Below are 17,081 nucleotides of genomic sequence, written 5' to 3' on the forward strand. Positions count from 1 at the left end.
GCGGACGCATGTTCAAGAAGAAGACGTCCTCTCCCGACATCGACCGCGCCGTCGCGCAAGGTGCGAGTTTCGAGCTCACGCTCGCCGAGCGCGCGCGCAAGAGCGAGCGGCGTGCCTGGATGGTGGCGTGGTCGGCGATCCTGATGTCGCTGATCCTGGCCGGCGGCTACTTCCTGTTCCTGCCACTGAAGGAGAAGGTGCCGTATCTGGTCATGGCCGACCCTTATACGGGCACCGCCAGCGTGGCGCGGCTGTCGGGAAATTTCCAGGACCGCGATGTCACCACGGAAGAAGCGATCAACAAGAGCAACGTCGCGCAGTTCGTGCTGGCGCGGGAGTCCTACGACTCCGGTCTGATCGGCCAACGCAACTGGCGCACGACGCTGTCCATGGCGGGCCCGGCCGTCTCGCCGGCCTACACCGCACTGCACTCGGAGAACAATCCCGAGCGGCCGTTCCGGCTGTATGGCGGATCGAGTTCGGTGCGCGTGCGCATCCTCAGCATCGTGCTGATCGGGGGTGGTTCGGGCACGCGACCGACTGGCGCGACCGTGAGGTTCCAGCGCAGCGTCTACGAAAAGGGGAGCGGTCGTTCGCGTCCGCTGGACAGCCGCATCGCGACGCTCGAGTTCACCTACAACGCGGATCTCCGCCTGAGCGAAGAGGACAGGCTGCTGAATCCGCTCGGCTTCCGCGTCGTGAACTACCGCGTGGATGATGATTTCGCCGCCGCCGCGGTACCCGAGAGAGAGTTCCCGGCACCGCCACCGATGGTGCCCGCGCCGCCCGCCGCGCCGACCGCCGCTCCCCCTGCGGAAGGTGCGGTCGTGGCTCCCAACGAGAACGACGTATCGACGGCCCCGCAACCTGCGGAGCAATCGGAAGCCCAGACTGGACCTGGAGTGCCCCAACGATGAGGTTGAAGGACGCCCTGATGCGGTTGGCCGCGATGGCCTTGCTGCTCACGACATTGCCGGCCATGGCGCAGGTGATCGAGGAGTACACCTATGCGCCTGACAAGGTGTACCCGGTGCGCACTGGCCTGGGCATCACCACGCAGATCGAGCTGTCGCCGCACGAGGAAATCCTGGATTTCAGTACCGGCTTCAGCGGCGGATGGGACATCAGCCGTCGCGGCAACGTGTTCTACCTGAAGCCCAGGAACGTCGACGTCGACACCAATCTGCTGGTGCGCACCGCGGCCCACTCGTACATCTTCGAGTTGCGGGTGGTCGCCACCGACTGGCGCGTGCTGGACCAGGCCCGCGCGGCAGGCGTGCAATACCGCATCAAGTTCGCGTATCCGGGCGACACCAGCTTCGCCGGCACCGCGAACCGGCCGCAGGAGGTCGCAGCCGAGCTGAGCACATCGGTCGAACCCGATCGCGCGTACCACTTCAATTACGAGTACGCGCAGCGCAAGCGCGGTCCGACCTGGCTGGTGCCCACCACGGTCTATGACGACCGTCGATTCACCTACATCCGAATGGGTGATCGCACACGTTTCCCGAGCGGCAACTTCCCGGCGGTGTTCGCCCGTGACAGCCAGGACGGCGACGAGTTCGTCGTCAACTCGACCGTGCAGGACGACACGATCGTCGTGCATGGCACCTATCCCTACTTGGTCATCCGCCACGGCGACAACGTGGTGGGTCTGCGCAGGAGCCCGGAATGACGACCCAGACCCCGCACGACCACCCGGATGCCGGCCCCGAGCGGGTGGATCCGCAGAATCCCTACCAGAGGGCCCGCATGGCGCCGGACCCGGACCTGGATGCCAACGCGCCCTACCTGCGCTCGACCGATGTGCAGCGGCTGAACCGCAAGGCGCTGCTGTTCCTGGCCGGCATCGTCGTGCTGATGCTGCTGGTGGTGTTCTGGATCTTCAGTGGCGGCCTGTCGTCCAAGGGTGACCGGGACCCGGCGCCCACCAAGGGCGAACGGGTGGTGATTCCCGCTGCACCGCGCGACCTGCCCGAGCTGCCGCCCGAGGCGCCGCCGGTGCCGATGGAGCCCAGCCTGCCGCCCCTCCCGGTTATCGATGATGCGGCGCCGTCCACGGCGTCGATGATGGCGATGCCTCCCGGTCTGCCGGGACGCCAGGAGCCTTCGCTGCGCGAACGGCGCATGCTCGATATGGCCAGCACGTTCGGCGAGGGCGGTCCGGGTGCCGAAGGCGCGCCGCAGGAGCCGGGCATGGCCGAGTACGCGGCCATGATGGCGGGTCCGCCCGGGCAGGGCCCCGCCGCGCCGCGCGAGCCACCGGACGGCATGACCAGCGCCAAGCCGCTCTACAACCCGAACACCTTGCTGCTGCGGGGTACCTACATCCGCTGCGTGCTCGAGTCCCGCGTGATCACCGATGTCCCGGGCTACACGTCCTGCGTGGTGACGGAGCCTGTGTATTCGGTCAACGGCAAGCGCCTGCTGTTGCCGCGCGGCTCCAAGGTCATGGGCAGCTACACGTCGGACGCCATCATCGGCGAGCGCGCCGCCATCGTCTGGGACCGCATCACCACACCCACCGGCATGGACGTCAACATGCAGAGCCCGGGCACCGACATGCTCGGTTCGGCGGGCAATCCCGGGCACTACTCGGCGCACTGGGCGCAACGCATCTCGTCCGCCCTGCTGATCAGCATGCTGAGCGATGCGTTCAAGTATGCGGGCGCCAAGCATGGGCCGCAGGAGACGGCCGTCGTCAACGGCGCGATCTACCAGAATCCCTACGAGAGCAATACCGCCAGGACCATGGAGCGGTTGGCGAACATGGCGCTCGACCGCAACATGGCCCGCCCGCCGACAGTCACCATCAACCAGGGCACCATCGTCAACGTCTATGTCGCACGCGACGTGGACTTCTCCGCGGTGATGCGCTGAGACGGCCGCATGGATACGCAGAACGAGCCCCTGGCGCGCGTCTCCAACGAGTTCCTGGACTACCAGTACCAGGTGCTCGGAATAGGCGAGCACATGCATTCCTCGGACGTGACCGAGATCTGCATCAACCGCCCCGGTGAGCTCTATCTCGAGACGGCGAAGGAAGGCTGGCTGAAGGCGGACGTGCCTACGCTGACGTTCGAGCGGGCACGCCAGTTCTGCACGTCCGTGGTCAACGAGAGCAATACCGGCCAGCGCATCACCGACATCGATCCGATGGTGTCGCTGACTTTCCCGACTGGCCAGCGCGCCCAGTTCGTGATCCCGCCTGCGTGCGACGCGGGCAGGGTATCGATCACCATCCGCCTGCCGGCCAAGTTCAGCAAGACGCTGGAGCAGTACGAGCAGGACGGGTTCTTCGACGAGATCCTCGAGCAGCAGCAGGTGCTCGGCGACCACGACCAGGAACTGCTGGAGCTGCGCCGCAGCCGCAACTACGCCGAGTTCTTCCGCAAGGCGGTGCACTACCACAAGAACATCGTGGTGGCCGGTGCGACCGGCAGCGGCAAGACCACCTTCATGAAGTCGCTGGTCAATCATATCCCCGACCAGGAGCGGCTGGTGACCATCGAGGATGCGCGCGAGCTGTTCATCCGGCAGCCGAACGTCGTGCACCTGCTGTATTCCAAGGGCGGCCAGAGCGCGAGCAACGTCACCGCGAAGAACTGCATGGAGGCCTGCCTGCGCATGAAGCCGGATCGCATCATCTTGGCCGAGCTGCGCGGCGATGAGTCGTTCTACTTCATCCGCAACTGCGCGTCAGGCCACCCGGGATCGATCACCAGCTGCCATGCGGGCAGCACCGCGCAGACGTGGGACCAGTTGGCGCTCATGGTGAAGGCATCCGCCGAAGGTGCGGGACTGGAGTTCGAGGTGATCAAGCGCCTGCTGAAGATGACCATCGACATCGTCGTGCACATCAAGGCGCATGCGGGCCGTCGCTACATCACCGGTATCGATTTCGATCCCGCACGCGCATTGGCGTCCTGAAGGGAAGGAAGCACATGAACGTCACGAACACATCGCGAGTCAGCCGGCTACCTTCCGCCGTTGGGAGGGTCTGCTGATGCTGCCTGGCATGGAGCTGATGGGCTGCACCGGGCTGGCGGTCCCGCCGACGGTGATGGAACACGTCGTGAAGGTCGAGTCCTCGTTCAATCCCTACGCGATCGGCGTGGTGGGGGGGCGGCTGGCGCGGCAGCCGCGCAACCTGCCCGAGGCGCTGTCGACCGCGCGCATGCTGGAAGACCGCGGTTACAACTTCTCGCTCGGGCTGGCACAGGTCAACCGCTACAACCTGACGCGGCAGGGCCTGGACAGCTACGAAAAGGCATTCGACGTCTGCCCCAACCTGCAGGCGGGCTCGCGCATCCTGGCCGAGTGCTACGCGCGTTCCGGCAAGGACTGGGGCAAGGCCTTCAGTTGTTACTACTCCGGCAACTTCACGACCGGCTATCGCCATGGCTACGTACAGAAGGTGTTCGCATCGTGGCAGCGGACGGCCGGCAACGATGCCGCACCCGCCATCGCGGTCATCGATCGCCGTACCGCACCGAAGCCCGGGGGCACCACCCGCCGGCCGGCCGCAGCCGCCGTTTCGTCGCGCGTCGCGCGGCGCGTCGAAGAGGCGCGGCCGGACCGGGTCGTCGCATCCGCTGCTGTTGCGGCGACACGGCCAGCTCCCGTGCCGACACCGCTCCCCGCCGCGGCGCCCGCATCGCCGGCAGCCTCACCAACTGTCGCGAAGGCTTCGGCCGATGCACCCGTCCTGGTGCAGGCGTATCACCAGAACACCACCGTGGCGCCCTCAGCGCCACCGGTCGTGCAGACATCCGGGAGGGATGACGCTTTCGTCTTCTAGCAACACCCGCCAGGGATGGCTTAACGGCACGCGAAAGTGCCACCCACCGTTGCAACCACCAATGGGGTCTACCATGAACAACACGCATGTGATGCAAGCCAAGCAAGTCTCCGCCGCCCTCGTCATGGCACTGGTCGCTGTCGCGGCCCTGGCCATGCCCGAACTGGCGTTCGCCCAGGATGGCGAAGCCGCCGCAGGACGTGTCACTACGTTCTTCACCAACATCAACAACCTGCTCAATGTGGCCTCGATCGCTGTCGTGACGATCGCGGTGATCTTCGCGGGCTACCAGATCGCCTTCAACCACAAGCGGATCGGCGATGTGGCGCCGGTGCTCATCGGAGGGTTCCTGATCGGCGCCGCGGCGCAGATATCCCGGATGCTGGTGCCCGAAGACGTCACCTCCGGCACGACGATGCTGGTGGTCCAGATGCTGGCCAACCATGCATAAGAACGTGCTGTTCAGAGGGTGCACGCGCCCGCCGATGTTCATGGGGGTTCCCTACATACCCTTCACGATCGCGGCGGGTGGCTGCCTGCTGCTCACGTTCTACTTCAACATGTTCTGGCTGGCCCTGTTGCCGGTGGTCATTTTCATCATGCGGCAGATGGCGCGCCGCGACGAGATGATCTTCCGGCTGATCGGCCTGCGCTTGCAGTTCCGGACCAGGGTCCGGAACGTGCGCCATCACGAAGGCATGTGGGTGTTCACGCCCAATGCCTACCGCCAGCGTTTCGACGATTCGATTCCGGACTGATCCCATGCTCGCGCCCGACCTGTCCATCGCCGAGTTCATTCCGCTGTCCGCCCATGTGTCGCCGCACGTGGTCAAGACGACGGGCGGCGACTTCCTGTTGACGTGGCGGCTGGATGGCCTGCCTTTCGTCGGGCGCGAGGAGTGGGAGCTGGAGCATCGCCACAACACGTTCAATCGCATGCTGCAGACCTTGCGCGCGCCGGACTTCGTCAACGTGGCGTTCTGGGTGCACGATCTGCGGCGGCGTGGACGTGTCCGCCAAGGGGCGCGCTACGGTCAGGCGTTCAACCAGGAACTCTCGGACGGGTACTTCGACGCGCTGTCATCGCAGAAGATCATGCAGAACGAGTTGTACCTCACGATGATTTACCGGCCCATCGTGATGGGAAAGAAGTTCGTCGAGAAGTCGGCCAGCATCCCGCGACTGCAGGCCGAGCAGGAACAGGCGGTGGGCAAGCTCTTGGAACTTGCCGGCAACGTGGAAGCGGTGCTCAAGGATTACGCGCCGGTCCGGCTGGGCATGTACGAGTCCGACGCCGGCGGCGTGTTCTCCGAGACGCTCGAGTTCTTCGGCTTCCTGCTCAACCGCATCTCGGAGCCGGTCCCGGTGCTGCGCGCGCCGCTGTACGACTACCTCGCCGTCAGCCGGCATATGTTCTCGTCGAAGACGGGCGACTTCGTCGTCAATACGCCCGACGGACAGAACCACTTCGGTGCCATCCTCAACATCAAGGAGTACACGGACGGCACCTGGCCCGGCATCCTCAACGGGCTGAAGTACCTGGACTTCGAGTACGTCATCACCCACTCGTTCAGCCCGATGGGGCGGCAGGATGCGCTGAAGGTGCTGGATCGCACCAAGGGCATGATGATCTCGTCAGGCGACAAGGCGGTCAGTCAGATCGCCGAGCTGGACCATGCGATGGACCAGGTGGCGTCCGGCAATTTCGTCCTGGGTGAATACCACTTCATCATGGCGCTGTACGCCGAAGACCAGCAGCGCCTGTCGCAGAATCTGGCGGTCGCCCGTGCCGAGCTTTCCAACGCCGGCTTCGTCTCGGCCAAGGAAGACCTGGCCGTCTGCTCGTCGTTCTACTCCCAGTTGCCAGGGAACTGGCGCTACCGGACACGGCTTGCGAACGTCAGTTCCCTGAACTTCCTGGGCCTGTCGCCCCTGCACAACTTCGCGACCGGCAAGCGCGACAACAATCCGTGGGGCGACAGCGTCACCGTGCTGCAGACCACCAACGGGCAGCCGTACTACTTCAACTTCCACGCCACCCATCCGGCCGAGAACTCGCTGGGCGAGAAGGCGATCGCCAATACGATGGTCATCGGCAAGTCGGGCACCGGCAAGACGGCGCTGATTAACTTCCTGCTCAGCCAGGTGCAGAAGTTCGACCCGGTGCCGACGATCTTCTTCTTCGACAAGGATCGCGGCGCGGAGATCTTCGTGCGCGCCTGCGGCGGCAACTACCTGGCGTTGGAGAACGGACAGCCGACCGGGTTCAATCCGTTCCAGTGCGAGCGCACCGACGCCAACGTGCAGTTCCTCGCCGGCCTGGTCAAGGTCCTGGCGGGCAAGGCCCATTACACCGCGCGCGAGGACGAGGACGTCTTCCGCGCGGTGGAGGCCATGCTGGACATGCCGCTGCACCTACGCTCGATGACCAACTTCCAGAAGAGCCTGCCCAACATGGGCGACGATGGCCTGTACGCACGCCTGCGGAAGTGGACGGCGGGGAATGCACTGGGTTGGGTCTTCGACAACCCCGTGGACACCATCGACCTCAGTCGCGCCAGCATCATCGGGTTCGATTACACCGACGTCATCGAGAATGCCGAGATCCGCGTGCCGGTGATCAATTACCTGCTGCACCGGCTGGAGGAACTGATCGACGGCCGGCCACTGATCTATGTGATGGACGAGTTCTGGAAGATCCTCGACGGCGGCGGCGCGCTGAAGGACTTCGCGAAAAACAAGCAGAAGACGATCCGGAAGCAGAACGGCCTCGGTATCTTCGCCACCCAGAGCCCGGAGGATGCGCTGGCCAGCGACATCTCGGCTGCCCTCATCGAACAGACGGCCACGCTGATCCTGCTGCCCAATCCGAACGCGGCACGCGAGGACTACATCGACGGCCTGAAGCTGACCGATGCGGAGTTCGAGGTGATCAAGAGCCTGGACGAGCGCTCCCGTTGCTTCCTGGTCAAGCAGGGTCACGCGTCGACGGTCTGCCAGCTCAACCTGCGCGGCATGGACGATGCGCTGGCGGTGATCTCGGCCAGCACCGACAACATCGAGATCATGCACAGGATCGTCGACGACGAGGCGCTTCGCCTCGGCATCGACAAGGCCGACCTGCTGCCCGAGCAGTGGCTGCCGCGCTTCCAGCAGGAGCGCAAAGGATCGCGCACCCGCCGGGAAGCGCCTGTTCCATCGTCTCCACGGGAAGACCGCTCCACCGGCCCGCGCGCCACGCGGCCCACCTACTCCAGCATCCAGCGCTGACGGATAGCCGAGGACACCACCATGAACCAGCCGACATCGCATACCGCCACCTGCATCGCCATCGCCCTGCTCATCCTGGGGCTCGGCACCGCTGCCAGCGCACAGGCGCAATGGCGGGTGGTGGACAACGCCGCCAACACCAAGCTGCAGGACATGAACGGCCGCATCGGCACGACGAGTGCGAACGGCAATGGCAACGGTACGGTGAACGGAAACCTGCGTGAGTTGTACCAGCAGCAGGTCTTCGAATCGTTCAACGGCAACAACGATGACAGCAAGGCCGCGCCAGAGCCGGAGGAGAAGCTTCAGCACGCGCAGCCGACCCAGAGCGGCGTCAACATGAATGCGGACAACCGCTGCAAGCAGGCCAGCAGCGGCATCGCCCAGCAGCAGTACCAGCTGTGCCGCGAGATCGTGAACACGGAACTGGCGAAGTACAACTACTCGCTGAAGATGTACGACGTCACCACGCAACGCCAGCGCTACCTGGACGAGCTCAAGCGGCAGCGCGGCAACATCCGCAGCCATGAGGTCGGCAAACTGCAGGACAACACGAACCGCATCCTGCTGCTCATGTCGCAGATGGAGATCGATCGCCAGCAGCAGCAGACCTACATGGATGCCTACGTCGCGCGCATCGGCTACCTGCAGGAAGCCAGCAAGACGCTTGCGCAGCAGGCACTGGACGGAAAGGGAGACACGTCAGGCGGACTCGGCGGCATCATCGGCGGCGCAGTCGGCATCGGCACGTTGAAGCTAGCGCTGGATGCCGTGCAGTCCACGCGCCGCAACTGACCTGATCGGGACACGGGCAGCGACGCAGGATGCGTCGCCGCCATACGAAGGAATGAAACATGGTGCACTTGCCTTCATTGGACAACGGGCTCGCCTTCCTGCTGAGGAGCATGGAGGCGGCGATAGGCGCCGTCGAGCGCTGGGCGTTCTTCCGCCTCATCTTCGATTGGGTGGACGAGGAGATCAGCGTCTTCCGCGACAACCTGCTCGGTGCGATGGCCGAGTGGGTGGGCGGCGTGGCCTTCGTCCTGCTGACGCTCTGGGTGCTGTTGCAGGGGTATCGCATCGTCACCGGCCAGTCGCGGCAGTTCATGATGGAGCTGGTAGTCAAGTCGCTGAAGTGGGTGTTGATCATCACGGTGGCTACGACCTTCGCGCTGGGCAGCAGCAGCATCCATCAGCTGCTGACCGACGACATGCCGCGCACCATCAACCAGCTGGTGACCAACGAGGACGAAGGCCCGGAAGACACCATCGACGACAACCTGCAGCAGATGGAAGCCGCGATGGTGGCCATCGATGCGCTGTACACCAGCTTCGATGAAACGCTGCAGGCAGCCAAGACCCGGACCATGTGGTTCACCGGCGTGGGCGTCGCAGGGCCGTCATTGATGGGTGGCGCGATCCTGTTGATGTACAAGATGGCCATGGCGCTGTTCGTCGGCTTCGGGCCGTTCTTCATTCTGTGCCTTGGATTCGAACAGACGAAGGGCATGTTCCAGAAATGGGTCTGGTACGGCATCGGCACGATGTTCTCGCTGGCGGTACTCAGTTTCACGGTGTCGATGATCTCCAAACTGCTTGGCGCGGTCGCGGGCGCCTACGTGGCCCAGTACCTGGTGGCGCTCGCGGCGCAAGCATCGCCGCAGGGTGTGAGCAGCATGGCCATGCAGCAGGGCGGACTCGGTCTGTTGATGACGCTGTTCCTGGTCACGGTGCCACCCATGGCCGCCGCGTTCTTCCAAGGGACGGTGGGTCAGTTCATGGCGTACAACGCGTTTGGGCAGGGGCAGGCGATGCAGCCGACGCGACCGGGCGGTGGGTATGTGCCGGCGTCGGCTGAGCCCGCCGCGAATGCCTCAACGGCCATTAATGATCCTGCGCGTAGCCACAGACCGGCCGTCGGGTAGGGAGTCCAACAATGAGAAGCGCAATAATTGTGTCAGTCATGCTGGCTTGTATGCCGGCAACGCTGAAGGGCCAAACAGCGTGCCCTCAGGGTGTTACGCCAGGCAGTCAGCAATGTCTACCGACCAATCAGGGCGCCCCGTCCGCGCCCGCTCCTGCGCGACAGCCTCGCTGGAAGCTCACATGGGGGGCGTTCGCATCGGATAATGCAGCTGCCGTGGTGGGGACATCCAGTGGTGAGTACAGCAGTCGCTCAGCACGTAGCGCAGCGATGAGAAAGTGTTCAGGGATGGGCGGCAAGAACTGCGCAGTCACTCTTGTCTACCAGAATCAGTGCGCCGTTATCGCTGATCCAATCGATAGGGATATTCAACCGAGGTTCGGATCCGACGTGAGTGGTCCGACGATCGAAGAGGCCTCAAAGTTGGCTCTCGATAGTTGCTACAAGAAGAATGGTGGGCGCAGGTGCGAAGTGATCTACTCAAACTGCACTCGTCCTGTACTTGTCGACTGAGCCTGACGCAGGGAATCAGATACGGGTGTTGGATGAAGCGAGAGAGCGAGTTTCTGATGAGCCGCATTGAGCACCCCCTTTTTCTGGTTGCCGTGCCGCCGATGACCACTGCGTTCTTCCATGGCGCCGTCGGTCGGCTCATGGCGTACAGCGCGTTTTGGCAAGGCCAGGCGATGCGGGCCACGCGATCAGGGAGCGGATATGTTCCCGCGGCCTGCGGAGAATCGAGTGATCCGACAAGCGCTGTGACGCACAGCCATCGAGGAAATCTCGCGTGAGCAGAGAGGCGTTGGGGATTCTTTCGACGACCGCCATTCTGGTTGTTGTTAGCATGCTGTCATTGCATGTAGTAGTCGCGCAGACCGCATGCCCCCATGGCGTGACACCGGGAAGTTCGCAGTGCCTGCCCAGTTCGCAAGGAGGGAACCAGGCAGTTCAGGAGGTCGCTCCTCGTTGGAAGCTGACATGGGGTGCCATTGCTCTCGATGACAAGACTGTCTCGATTGGCACTGCTACTGGGCAGTCGTCGCGTCGAGCTGCGCTTAAGGAGGCGACAAGAAAGTGCGAATCCATCGGCGGGAGAGAGTGCAGGGTAATTCTCTCTTACGAGAATCAGTGCGCTGCGATCGCAGAACCCGTGGCAGACATCCGGCCGATGATCGCTTCGTACAAAGTGGGCCTTTCTTCTCAGGAAGCGGTGGACATGGCGGTGCAGGAGTGTGAAAGGAAGAACAATGCAGGTGGTTGCAAGCCAATCTACTCAAACTGCACAAGCCCAATAAGGATCAGGTAGTTTCGAGAAGAGTCATGAAGCCACTTTGTTCATTGATACTCCTGTCTCTGTTGGGGCCGTTTTCGGGCGTGCAAGCCCAGACGGCGTGTCCACAAAGCGTGACGCCGGGGAGCTCGCAGTGCTTGCCAACTGGCGTGTCGGGGGGGCAGGCCGCGCCACCGCCCTGCTGGCGAACAACCTGGGGCGCTATGGCGGAAGACGATGAGAAGGGATATGTCGGTACGTCGGTAGGCCAGTTGACCAAGGCGGCGGCAAGACGCGAAGCGAAGAGGAAATGCGTCGCGATGGGCGGGATCAACTGCAAACCTGCCTACGAGTACAAGAACAGCTGTGCGGTCGTGGCAGAGCCCATCGATGCCGCAAGCAAGTCTACCGCCTACTATCAGAATGGTAAGGACGTCGAGGAGGCTTCCCATCTTGCAATTTCGAGGTGCTCCGCGGTGAACGGAAGAGCCTGTAAGGTCAACTACTCGAATTGCTCCCATCCAGTGTTGGTCAAGTAGAGCGCGGGACATGCCTCACCATCGCGCATGCCACACCCTGATCTTGATGGCCGGTTCCGCTCTTTCTGCCAGAACATTGAGGGCGGGTAAATGAGTGCGCATTTCATGTCTGGAAGGAGGTTCCCATGGACGTCACTGTTTCTTGGAGTCGCCCTGTTCTCCGCAACTGCGTGCAATGACGCCGTGGACACTAAACAGCGACCACACTACAAAGAGAAACCCAACCCGGTGCGTGCGTACCGGTTGCGCATGCACATCCACGATGCGCCCGGCCCCCTCAAGGTGACGGTCAGCGCGACGCAGCACGACGTCGTCACCCCGGCATGCCTGCCTGTGCCGAACGACAACCCGGGAGGCCACCTTTCCCCGGTGCCAACGAATGACATCCCGTTTCAGCTGGAGCGCGTCTCGGATACCGAGTACACGGGCATTTTCCATGCGGATGGGATGATCGATGAGGACTACCACGGTCGCGGTATCTGCCGTTGGGAAATGATCCAAATGCAGGTGCAGTTACGCGCAACCGGCGCGGATAAGGAAACCCGATTCATCGCCAGTCTGGATCGTGAGCAGGTGGAGCGTGAGGCAGGAAAGCGGACCTACTTCTGGAAGGCGCGTTATCCCCGCGTAGACGACATCGACGATTTTCCAGACCTCGGTGAGAGTGACGTCAATGCCATCCCCGAAGGGAGCGGCGCTGAGTTCTTCAGCGTCAGCCTTGAAACCGAGGAGTTGTCCGAGTGAAACTCGCATCCCAAAAGTACGCGAATCTGGTCGAGCACAGCTACGATCGTGGCGGCGAGATGCGGGATCTCGTGAACAAGGAGATTGTTCTCGAGGGCGTGAAGTACAAGATTCTCCGCTTCACCGACAATCTGGAGACCGGCTATCAGGGCACGGTCTATCAGCACTTGGACAGTGGTGACATCGTCGTGGCGCACCGGGGCACCGAGTTTGAAAGGCAGCGTTGGGACGATTTGATAAAGACGGACGGCGCGATGGTGTTGACCCGCGTCAATTTGCAGGCGGACGATGCGGTCGCCTTGACGCGTTGGGCACGCGACTACGCCGAGAAGCAAGGGGAACTTCCGGGTAAGCGCACGCCCGAAGTTACGGTGGCCGGCCACTCGTTGGGTGGCACGCTTGCCCAAGTGAGCGCGCACTACTACGACCTGCGCGGCGAGACGTTCAATGCCTACGGTGCAGTCAGCCTGGATCGACGGATCCCGGAAGGTGGCGATCGCGTCGTGAACCACGTGATGGCAGCGGATACCGTCAGTTCGGCCAGCCCGCACTACGGACAGATGCGCATCTATGCGCAGCCCGGCGAGATCGACATGCTGCGCGGCGCAGGGTATGCCAACAACGACGCCAGGTTGCTGGATCCTCGTGCAAGCCTGGTGGCGGGCATCAAGGGGTTCGGCTCCCATGACATGCATCGCTTCCTCAATGTGGACGGTGAACAGCGCCCGGACCGCTCGGTGCTTGATGACCCGCAGACGCAGTCGCTTGCGCGCGAGTACGCGCCCATGATCGGCAAGTACCGCGAGGATGTGGAGGCCATGCGTGGCGCCGTCACGGCCGCCGCACGCGGTCCGTATGGCGCGATGCGTGATGGGTTCGATGCGTTGCGTGGTCCTGTCCCGCCGAGTGAGCCGGGCGCGCGCGCCGATCGGGCGCACGAGACGAGGTCCTTGCCGGAATGGGGTGCTTTTGCGGCGACCGCGCGCGAACGGGCTGGCGGCGGGAACGGGGGTGGTGTGGAGCCTGTGGAGTCGTTCCATCCCCCCCTCAGGCTGGACGCACGCTTTGCGGCATCGGAAGTTGACCGTCTGCTCTCCAGCGCCAAAGCCAACGATGGCGACGGGCTGCGCACTGCCCTGCGGGATCTGCAGGATTCACCGTACGGGCAGGAGTGGCAAAAGCAATTGCAGTTGCATCGCCTGAAGCTCACCGAGCCTGCGACGCGGCACGAGTCGCAGGCGCCCGCGGAGCTGACGCGGTGAGGAGCCCGTCATGACAACGTCCCCATGTCCCGTGCGCAGGCCGAAGTACCTGCTCGCGATGTCCCTTCTTTTCCCTACCGCATGCAGTGGTGCCATGAACAGCCAGACCAGCCCCCCATTCACCGAGAATCCCGCCCCGCGTCAGGCCTATCGGCTGACGCTGCGCATCGAAGGCGCACCCGGCCCACTGGAGGTGGTGTCCAGCGCCGCCCAGTACGATGTCGTCAACAAGGAGTGCCTGCCGCCGCCGAAGGACAATCCCGGCGGGCATACCTCGCCCGTGCCGACGCACGACATCCCGTTCCGTCTCGAGCGCGTGTCCGACAGCGAGTACAGCGGCACGTTCTACACCGACGGCATGGTCGACGCCGAGTACCACGGGCGCGGGGCGTGCCGATGGGCGCTGATCCAGGCGCAGGTGCAGCTGCGCGCGCCGGGCGACCAGGGCGATACCCATTTCATCGCCAAGCTCAATGGAGACGAACTGCCGCAGGGCGCGCCGAAAGCGTTCCATTACTGGAAGGCACGCTATCCGAGGGAAGCCGGCGCGGAAGGCTTCCGTGATTTCGGTCAGCCGGACCTGCAGAAGGTGCCGGCAGACCAGCGCGGTGAGTTCTTCGGCATCGTGCTGACCGCCAGGGAGGCCTGATCATGGGACTCACCCCGCAGCAGTACGCCCATCTGGCGGACCACAGCTACGATCGCGGCGGGCAGATGCACGATCTGCTCAACAAGGACGTGGTGGTCGGCGGCGAGCGCTATCGCGTGGTGGACTACGTCGACAATCCGCGCACGGGTTACCAGGGCACCATCTACCAGCATGAAGGCAGTGGCGCGGTGGTTGTGGCCCATCGCGGCACCGAGTTCGGTCGCGAGGCGTTCCGGGATGGCGTGATCGCCGATGCCGGCATGGTGTTCACGCGCACCAACAGTCAGGCGGGCGATGCGGTCGAACTGACGCGTCGTGCCGTCGAGTACGCCGAACGACTAGGGCGCGAGCCTGGCAGGACCGCTCCGGAAGTGACGGTCACGGGGCATTCGCTTGGCGGCACGCTGGCGCAGGTATCAGCGCACCACTTCGATCTGCGCGGAGAAACATTCAATGCCTACGGCGCGGCCAGTCTGGACCGGCGGATCCCGGAGGGAGGCGATCGCGTCATCAATCACGTGATGGCCGTGGACGCCGTCAGTTCCGCCAGTCCCCACTATGGCCAGGTGCGAACCTACGCGACGGCGCAGGAGATCGAGACCCTGCACCGGACGGGATACCACGACAACATCGTCCGCGATCTCCTGCAGCGGGATATGCCGCTGACCGCATCCGTGATGTCCGGCGGCTCGCACAGCATGCACAACTTCCTGCGGGTGGACGGGGATGGCCGGCCGGATCGTTCCGCGCTGGAGGATCCGAATGCACGACGACTCGCCGAGGAACATCGTCGGATCATCGCGGACTACCGCGACGATGTCGGCGACCTGCGTCGTGGCGTCACCGTGACGGCACGCGGTCCCGTCGGTCTGGTGCTGGATGGAATCGATCGCATCCGTGGCCCGCTGCCCGCAGGCGAGCCGGCGGCGCGCGATGAGCGTCAGCGCACCGGTCGCACGTCACAGGTTGACACGCCACGCCAGGGCGGTGGAACCGATGACGCATCACGCAACGCGTGGCGAGCGAATCCCGACGTGGAGCGACTGCTGACGGCGGCACGCGATCACGATCCCGCGGCGCTGCAGTTGGCGCAGGGCGATCTTCAGGCGTCACCTGCAGGCCAGGCGTGGCGGGAGCGGATGGAAACGCATCAGCGCGAACTGGCGTCGCAGGAGCGCGCACCGAACCTCCAGGCGGAGCCGCGGACGCCGACGCCGATGGACGTCGCACGCTGATGCTCCCGACGGAACGCAGGAAAAGAGTGTCCATGCACTACGAGGAACGTAGCCATGAAACGAGGAATGAAGTTCGTCATCCCGCTGGGCCTGCTGGTGCTGTTCGACCTCAGTGCGCAGTCCGGTGCGCAATCCAGCGGCTACTACCAGCGGCTGTACTACCGCATGGATGATCCCTTCGTGTTCTGCACGCAGGGGCAGGACATAAAGCGCAACCCGGCACCGTGTTGGAAGCCGATGCCACCGTTCACCGGTGCCTACATGCTGATGCCGTATTGCGATCCGCCGAATCCTTACGGAAAGCCGTGGACGCAGGACGACACCCTGTCCTTCGCGCAATACAAGGCGGTATGTCCGAAGGCCGACACGTCCGGGCGCTGGGAAGGCGCGGGACGGCCCGAATACTCGCCGATCAGTCACTGATGCAGAGATCCGTCGCGTGCCGATGGATGCCCGTTCTCACGGAATCGACCACACGAGGTTTCAGCACATGAAACAGCTTTCCTCCCTGCTACTGGTTTCGATGGCGGTGCTCGCCGGTGGCTGCGATGCGCAGGCGCCGCGACCCGCTGATGCGACGACCCAGGATGCAGCCCCCCAGAAGAAGGATCAGGACATGTCAGAGCTGAAGCCGCCCTCCGCGGACAGCGTGTTGTATTTCATCTACCAGCGAGACGGCGACGGTGCGGTCAGCTACAAGATCGATGGCGGTGCCACGGTCAGCTACTGGTATGGCCATGCGTTCGACCTGAAAGGGAAGCACTACTTCACCGGCTTCGGCAGCAAGAGCCAGGGCGAAGGTCCGGAGGGCGACAACGGCATGATGGATCCGGAGCACGTCGCCATTTCCCAGGCGACTTTCACGCGCGTCGAGAAGGACGGCACGGCCGAGTGGTCCAAGCCTGATACGGACGGGTATGTCGGCGAGTTCGGCAGGATGGGGCGGCCAGAGCAGGTCGATGATTCGCGCAAGGCGCAGTCGTTCACCACCGGCGACGGTCGCTACCTGCTGGCGGTGCCGACCCTGGATTTCGTGAATGGTACCGATGTCCGCATGTTCAGCCTGCTCCTCTTCGATCCCGACAGTGTGGACAAGCTGGGCTTCAGGCAGTGGGGGTATCTCGGCAGCATTCCTGTCGGCGACGACAACAGTGACGCATGCGATGGCGGGGAGGTCATGCCATGTGTCGCCAGCGCCGGGACGCTGACGTTCGAGCGCGCGGGTGAGGGCCTGCCAACCCTGAAGGTGTCTTCCAAGGGCACCACCATCGCCTCGCCCGGGAAGGTCCGCGACATGACCAGCGCGGATGACGTGGTCTACACCTTCGACGAGACGAGCGAGCGCTACAAAAAGTAGTCCGATTTCCAGTTGACCGACTTGCATCAG

19 protein-coding genes are annotated in these 17,081 nt (G+C 63.8%); all 19 read left to right on the forward strand.

The window, feature by feature from the left end; all coding sequences use genetic code 11:
- Positions 1-8: 8 nt before the first annotated feature.
- The 19 genes from ACSQ1W_RS01250 (at position 9) to ACSQ1W_RS01340 (ending at position 17,051) form a co-directional block, all read left to right on the forward strand.
- Positions 9-917 (forward strand): virB8 family protein, encoded by a 909-nt coding sequence (locus ACSQ1W_RS01250; protein WP_436041356.1) that lies wholly within the window; start codon positions 9-11, stop codon positions 915-917.
- A complete protein-coding gene (locus tag ACSQ1W_RS01255) occupies positions 914-1,675 on the forward strand; it encodes a TrbG/VirB9 family P-type conjugative transfer protein (protein WP_192270577.1) in 762 nt (253 codons plus the stop codon). Before ACSQ1W_RS01250 ends, ACSQ1W_RS01255 begins: the two co-directional genes overlap by 4 nt.
- On the forward strand, positions 1,672-2,880 hold the full coding sequence (locus tag ACSQ1W_RS01260) for a TrbI/VirB10 family protein (protein ID WP_436041357.1): 1,209 nt from the start codon (positions 1,672-1,674) through the stop codon (positions 2,878-2,880). The genes ACSQ1W_RS01255 and ACSQ1W_RS01260 overlap by 4 nt, the downstream gene beginning before the upstream one ends.
- Before the next feature lie 9 nt (positions 2,881-2,889).
- A complete protein-coding gene (gene virB11 / locus ACSQ1W_RS01265) occupies positions 2,890-3,930 on the forward strand; it encodes a P-type DNA transfer ATPase VirB11 (RefSeq protein ID WP_436041358.1) in 1,041 nt (346 codons plus the stop codon).
- Between the two features lie 76 nt (positions 3,931-4,006).
- Positions 4,007-4,801, forward strand: coding sequence for a lytic transglycosylase domain-containing protein (locus tag ACSQ1W_RS01270; protein WP_436041359.1), 795 nt, complete (start codon positions 4,007-4,009; stop codon positions 4,799-4,801).
- A gap of 73 nt (positions 4,802-4,874) precedes the next feature.
- The gene (locus ACSQ1W_RS01275; protein ID WP_192270569.1) at positions 4,875-5,252 is read left to right on the forward strand and encodes a TrbC/VirB2 family protein; all 378 of its coding nucleotides are present in this window, start codon (positions 4,875-4,877) and stop codon (positions 5,250-5,252) included.
- Positions 5,245-5,559 carry a type IV secretion system protein VirB3 gene (locus ACSQ1W_RS01280; protein WP_192270567.1) on the forward strand — a complete coding sequence of 105 codons (315 nt, stop codon included), beginning with the start codon at positions 5,245-5,247 and terminating at the stop codon, positions 5,557-5,559. Before ACSQ1W_RS01275 ends, ACSQ1W_RS01280 begins: the two co-directional genes overlap by 8 nt.
- A 4-nt stretch (positions 5,560-5,563) precedes the next feature.
- Positions 5,564-8,071, forward strand: coding sequence for a VirB4 family type IV secretion/conjugal transfer ATPase (locus ACSQ1W_RS01285; RefSeq protein ID WP_436041360.1), 2,508 nt, complete (start codon positions 5,564-5,566; stop codon positions 8,069-8,071).
- A gap of 21 nt (positions 8,072-8,092) precedes the next feature.
- The gene (locus ACSQ1W_RS01290) at positions 8,093-8,866 is read left to right on the forward strand and encodes a hypothetical protein (RefSeq protein ID WP_436041361.1); all 774 of its coding nucleotides are present in this window, start codon (positions 8,093-8,095) and stop codon (positions 8,864-8,866) included.
- 59 nt (positions 8,867-8,925) lie between these two features.
- Positions 8,926-9,996 carry a type IV secretion system protein gene (locus ACSQ1W_RS01295; RefSeq protein WP_436041362.1) on the forward strand — a complete coding sequence of 357 codons (1,071 nt, stop codon included), beginning with the start codon at positions 8,926-8,928 and terminating at the stop codon, positions 9,994-9,996.
- A 50-nt stretch (positions 9,997-10,046) separates the two neighbouring features.
- Positions 10,047-10,508, forward strand: a complete 462-nt coding sequence (locus ACSQ1W_RS01300; protein WP_436041363.1) for a DUF4189 domain-containing protein — start codon at positions 10,047-10,049, stop codon at positions 10,506-10,508.
- A gap of 331 nt (positions 10,509-10,839) precedes the next feature.
- Positions 10,840-11,301, forward strand: coding sequence for a DUF4189 domain-containing protein (locus ACSQ1W_RS01305; RefSeq protein ID WP_436046042.1), 462 nt, complete (start codon positions 10,840-10,842; stop codon positions 11,299-11,301).
- Between the two features lie 188 nt (positions 11,302-11,489).
- On the forward strand, positions 11,490-11,804 hold the full coding sequence (locus ACSQ1W_RS01310; RefSeq protein WP_436041364.1) for a DUF4189 domain-containing protein: 315 nt from the start codon (positions 11,490-11,492) through the stop codon (positions 11,802-11,804).
- 183 nt (positions 11,805-11,987) lie between these two features.
- Complete coding sequence (locus ACSQ1W_RS01315) at positions 11,988-12,548, forward strand: hypothetical protein (protein ID WP_436041365.1); 561 nt, start codon at positions 11,988-11,990, stop codon at positions 12,546-12,548.
- Positions 12,545-13,810 (forward strand): XVIPCD domain-containing protein, encoded by a 1,266-nt coding sequence (locus ACSQ1W_RS01320; RefSeq protein ID WP_436041366.1) that lies wholly within the window; start codon positions 12,545-12,547, stop codon positions 13,808-13,810. Before ACSQ1W_RS01315 ends, ACSQ1W_RS01320 begins: the two co-directional genes overlap by 4 nt.
- 94 nt (positions 13,811-13,904) lie before the next feature.
- Positions 13,905-14,459, forward strand: a complete 555-nt coding sequence (locus ACSQ1W_RS01325) for a hypothetical protein (RefSeq protein WP_436041367.1) — start codon at positions 13,905-13,907, stop codon at positions 14,457-14,459.
- Between the two features lie 2 nt (positions 14,460-14,461).
- Positions 14,462-15,694, forward strand: coding sequence for an XVIPCD domain-containing protein (locus ACSQ1W_RS01330; protein ID WP_436041368.1), 1,233 nt, complete (start codon positions 14,462-14,464; stop codon positions 15,692-15,694).
- Positions 15,695-15,748: 54 nt separating this feature from the next.
- The gene (locus ACSQ1W_RS01335; protein ID WP_436041369.1) at positions 15,749-16,117 is read left to right on the forward strand and encodes a hypothetical protein; all 369 of its coding nucleotides are present in this window, start codon (positions 15,749-15,751) and stop codon (positions 16,115-16,117) included.
- 67 nt (positions 16,118-16,184) lie between these two features.
- Complete coding sequence (locus tag ACSQ1W_RS01340) at positions 16,185-17,051, forward strand: hypothetical protein (protein ID WP_436041370.1); 867 nt, start codon at positions 16,185-16,187, stop codon at positions 17,049-17,051.
- Positions 17,052-17,081 lie beyond the last annotated feature (30 nt).

Origin of the sequence: Pseudoxanthomonas sp. LjRoot143, assembly GCF_964252945.1 — a bacterium.
Classification (GTDB): domain Bacteria; phylum Pseudomonadota; class Gammaproteobacteria; order Xanthomonadales; family Xanthomonadaceae; genus Pseudoxanthomonas_A.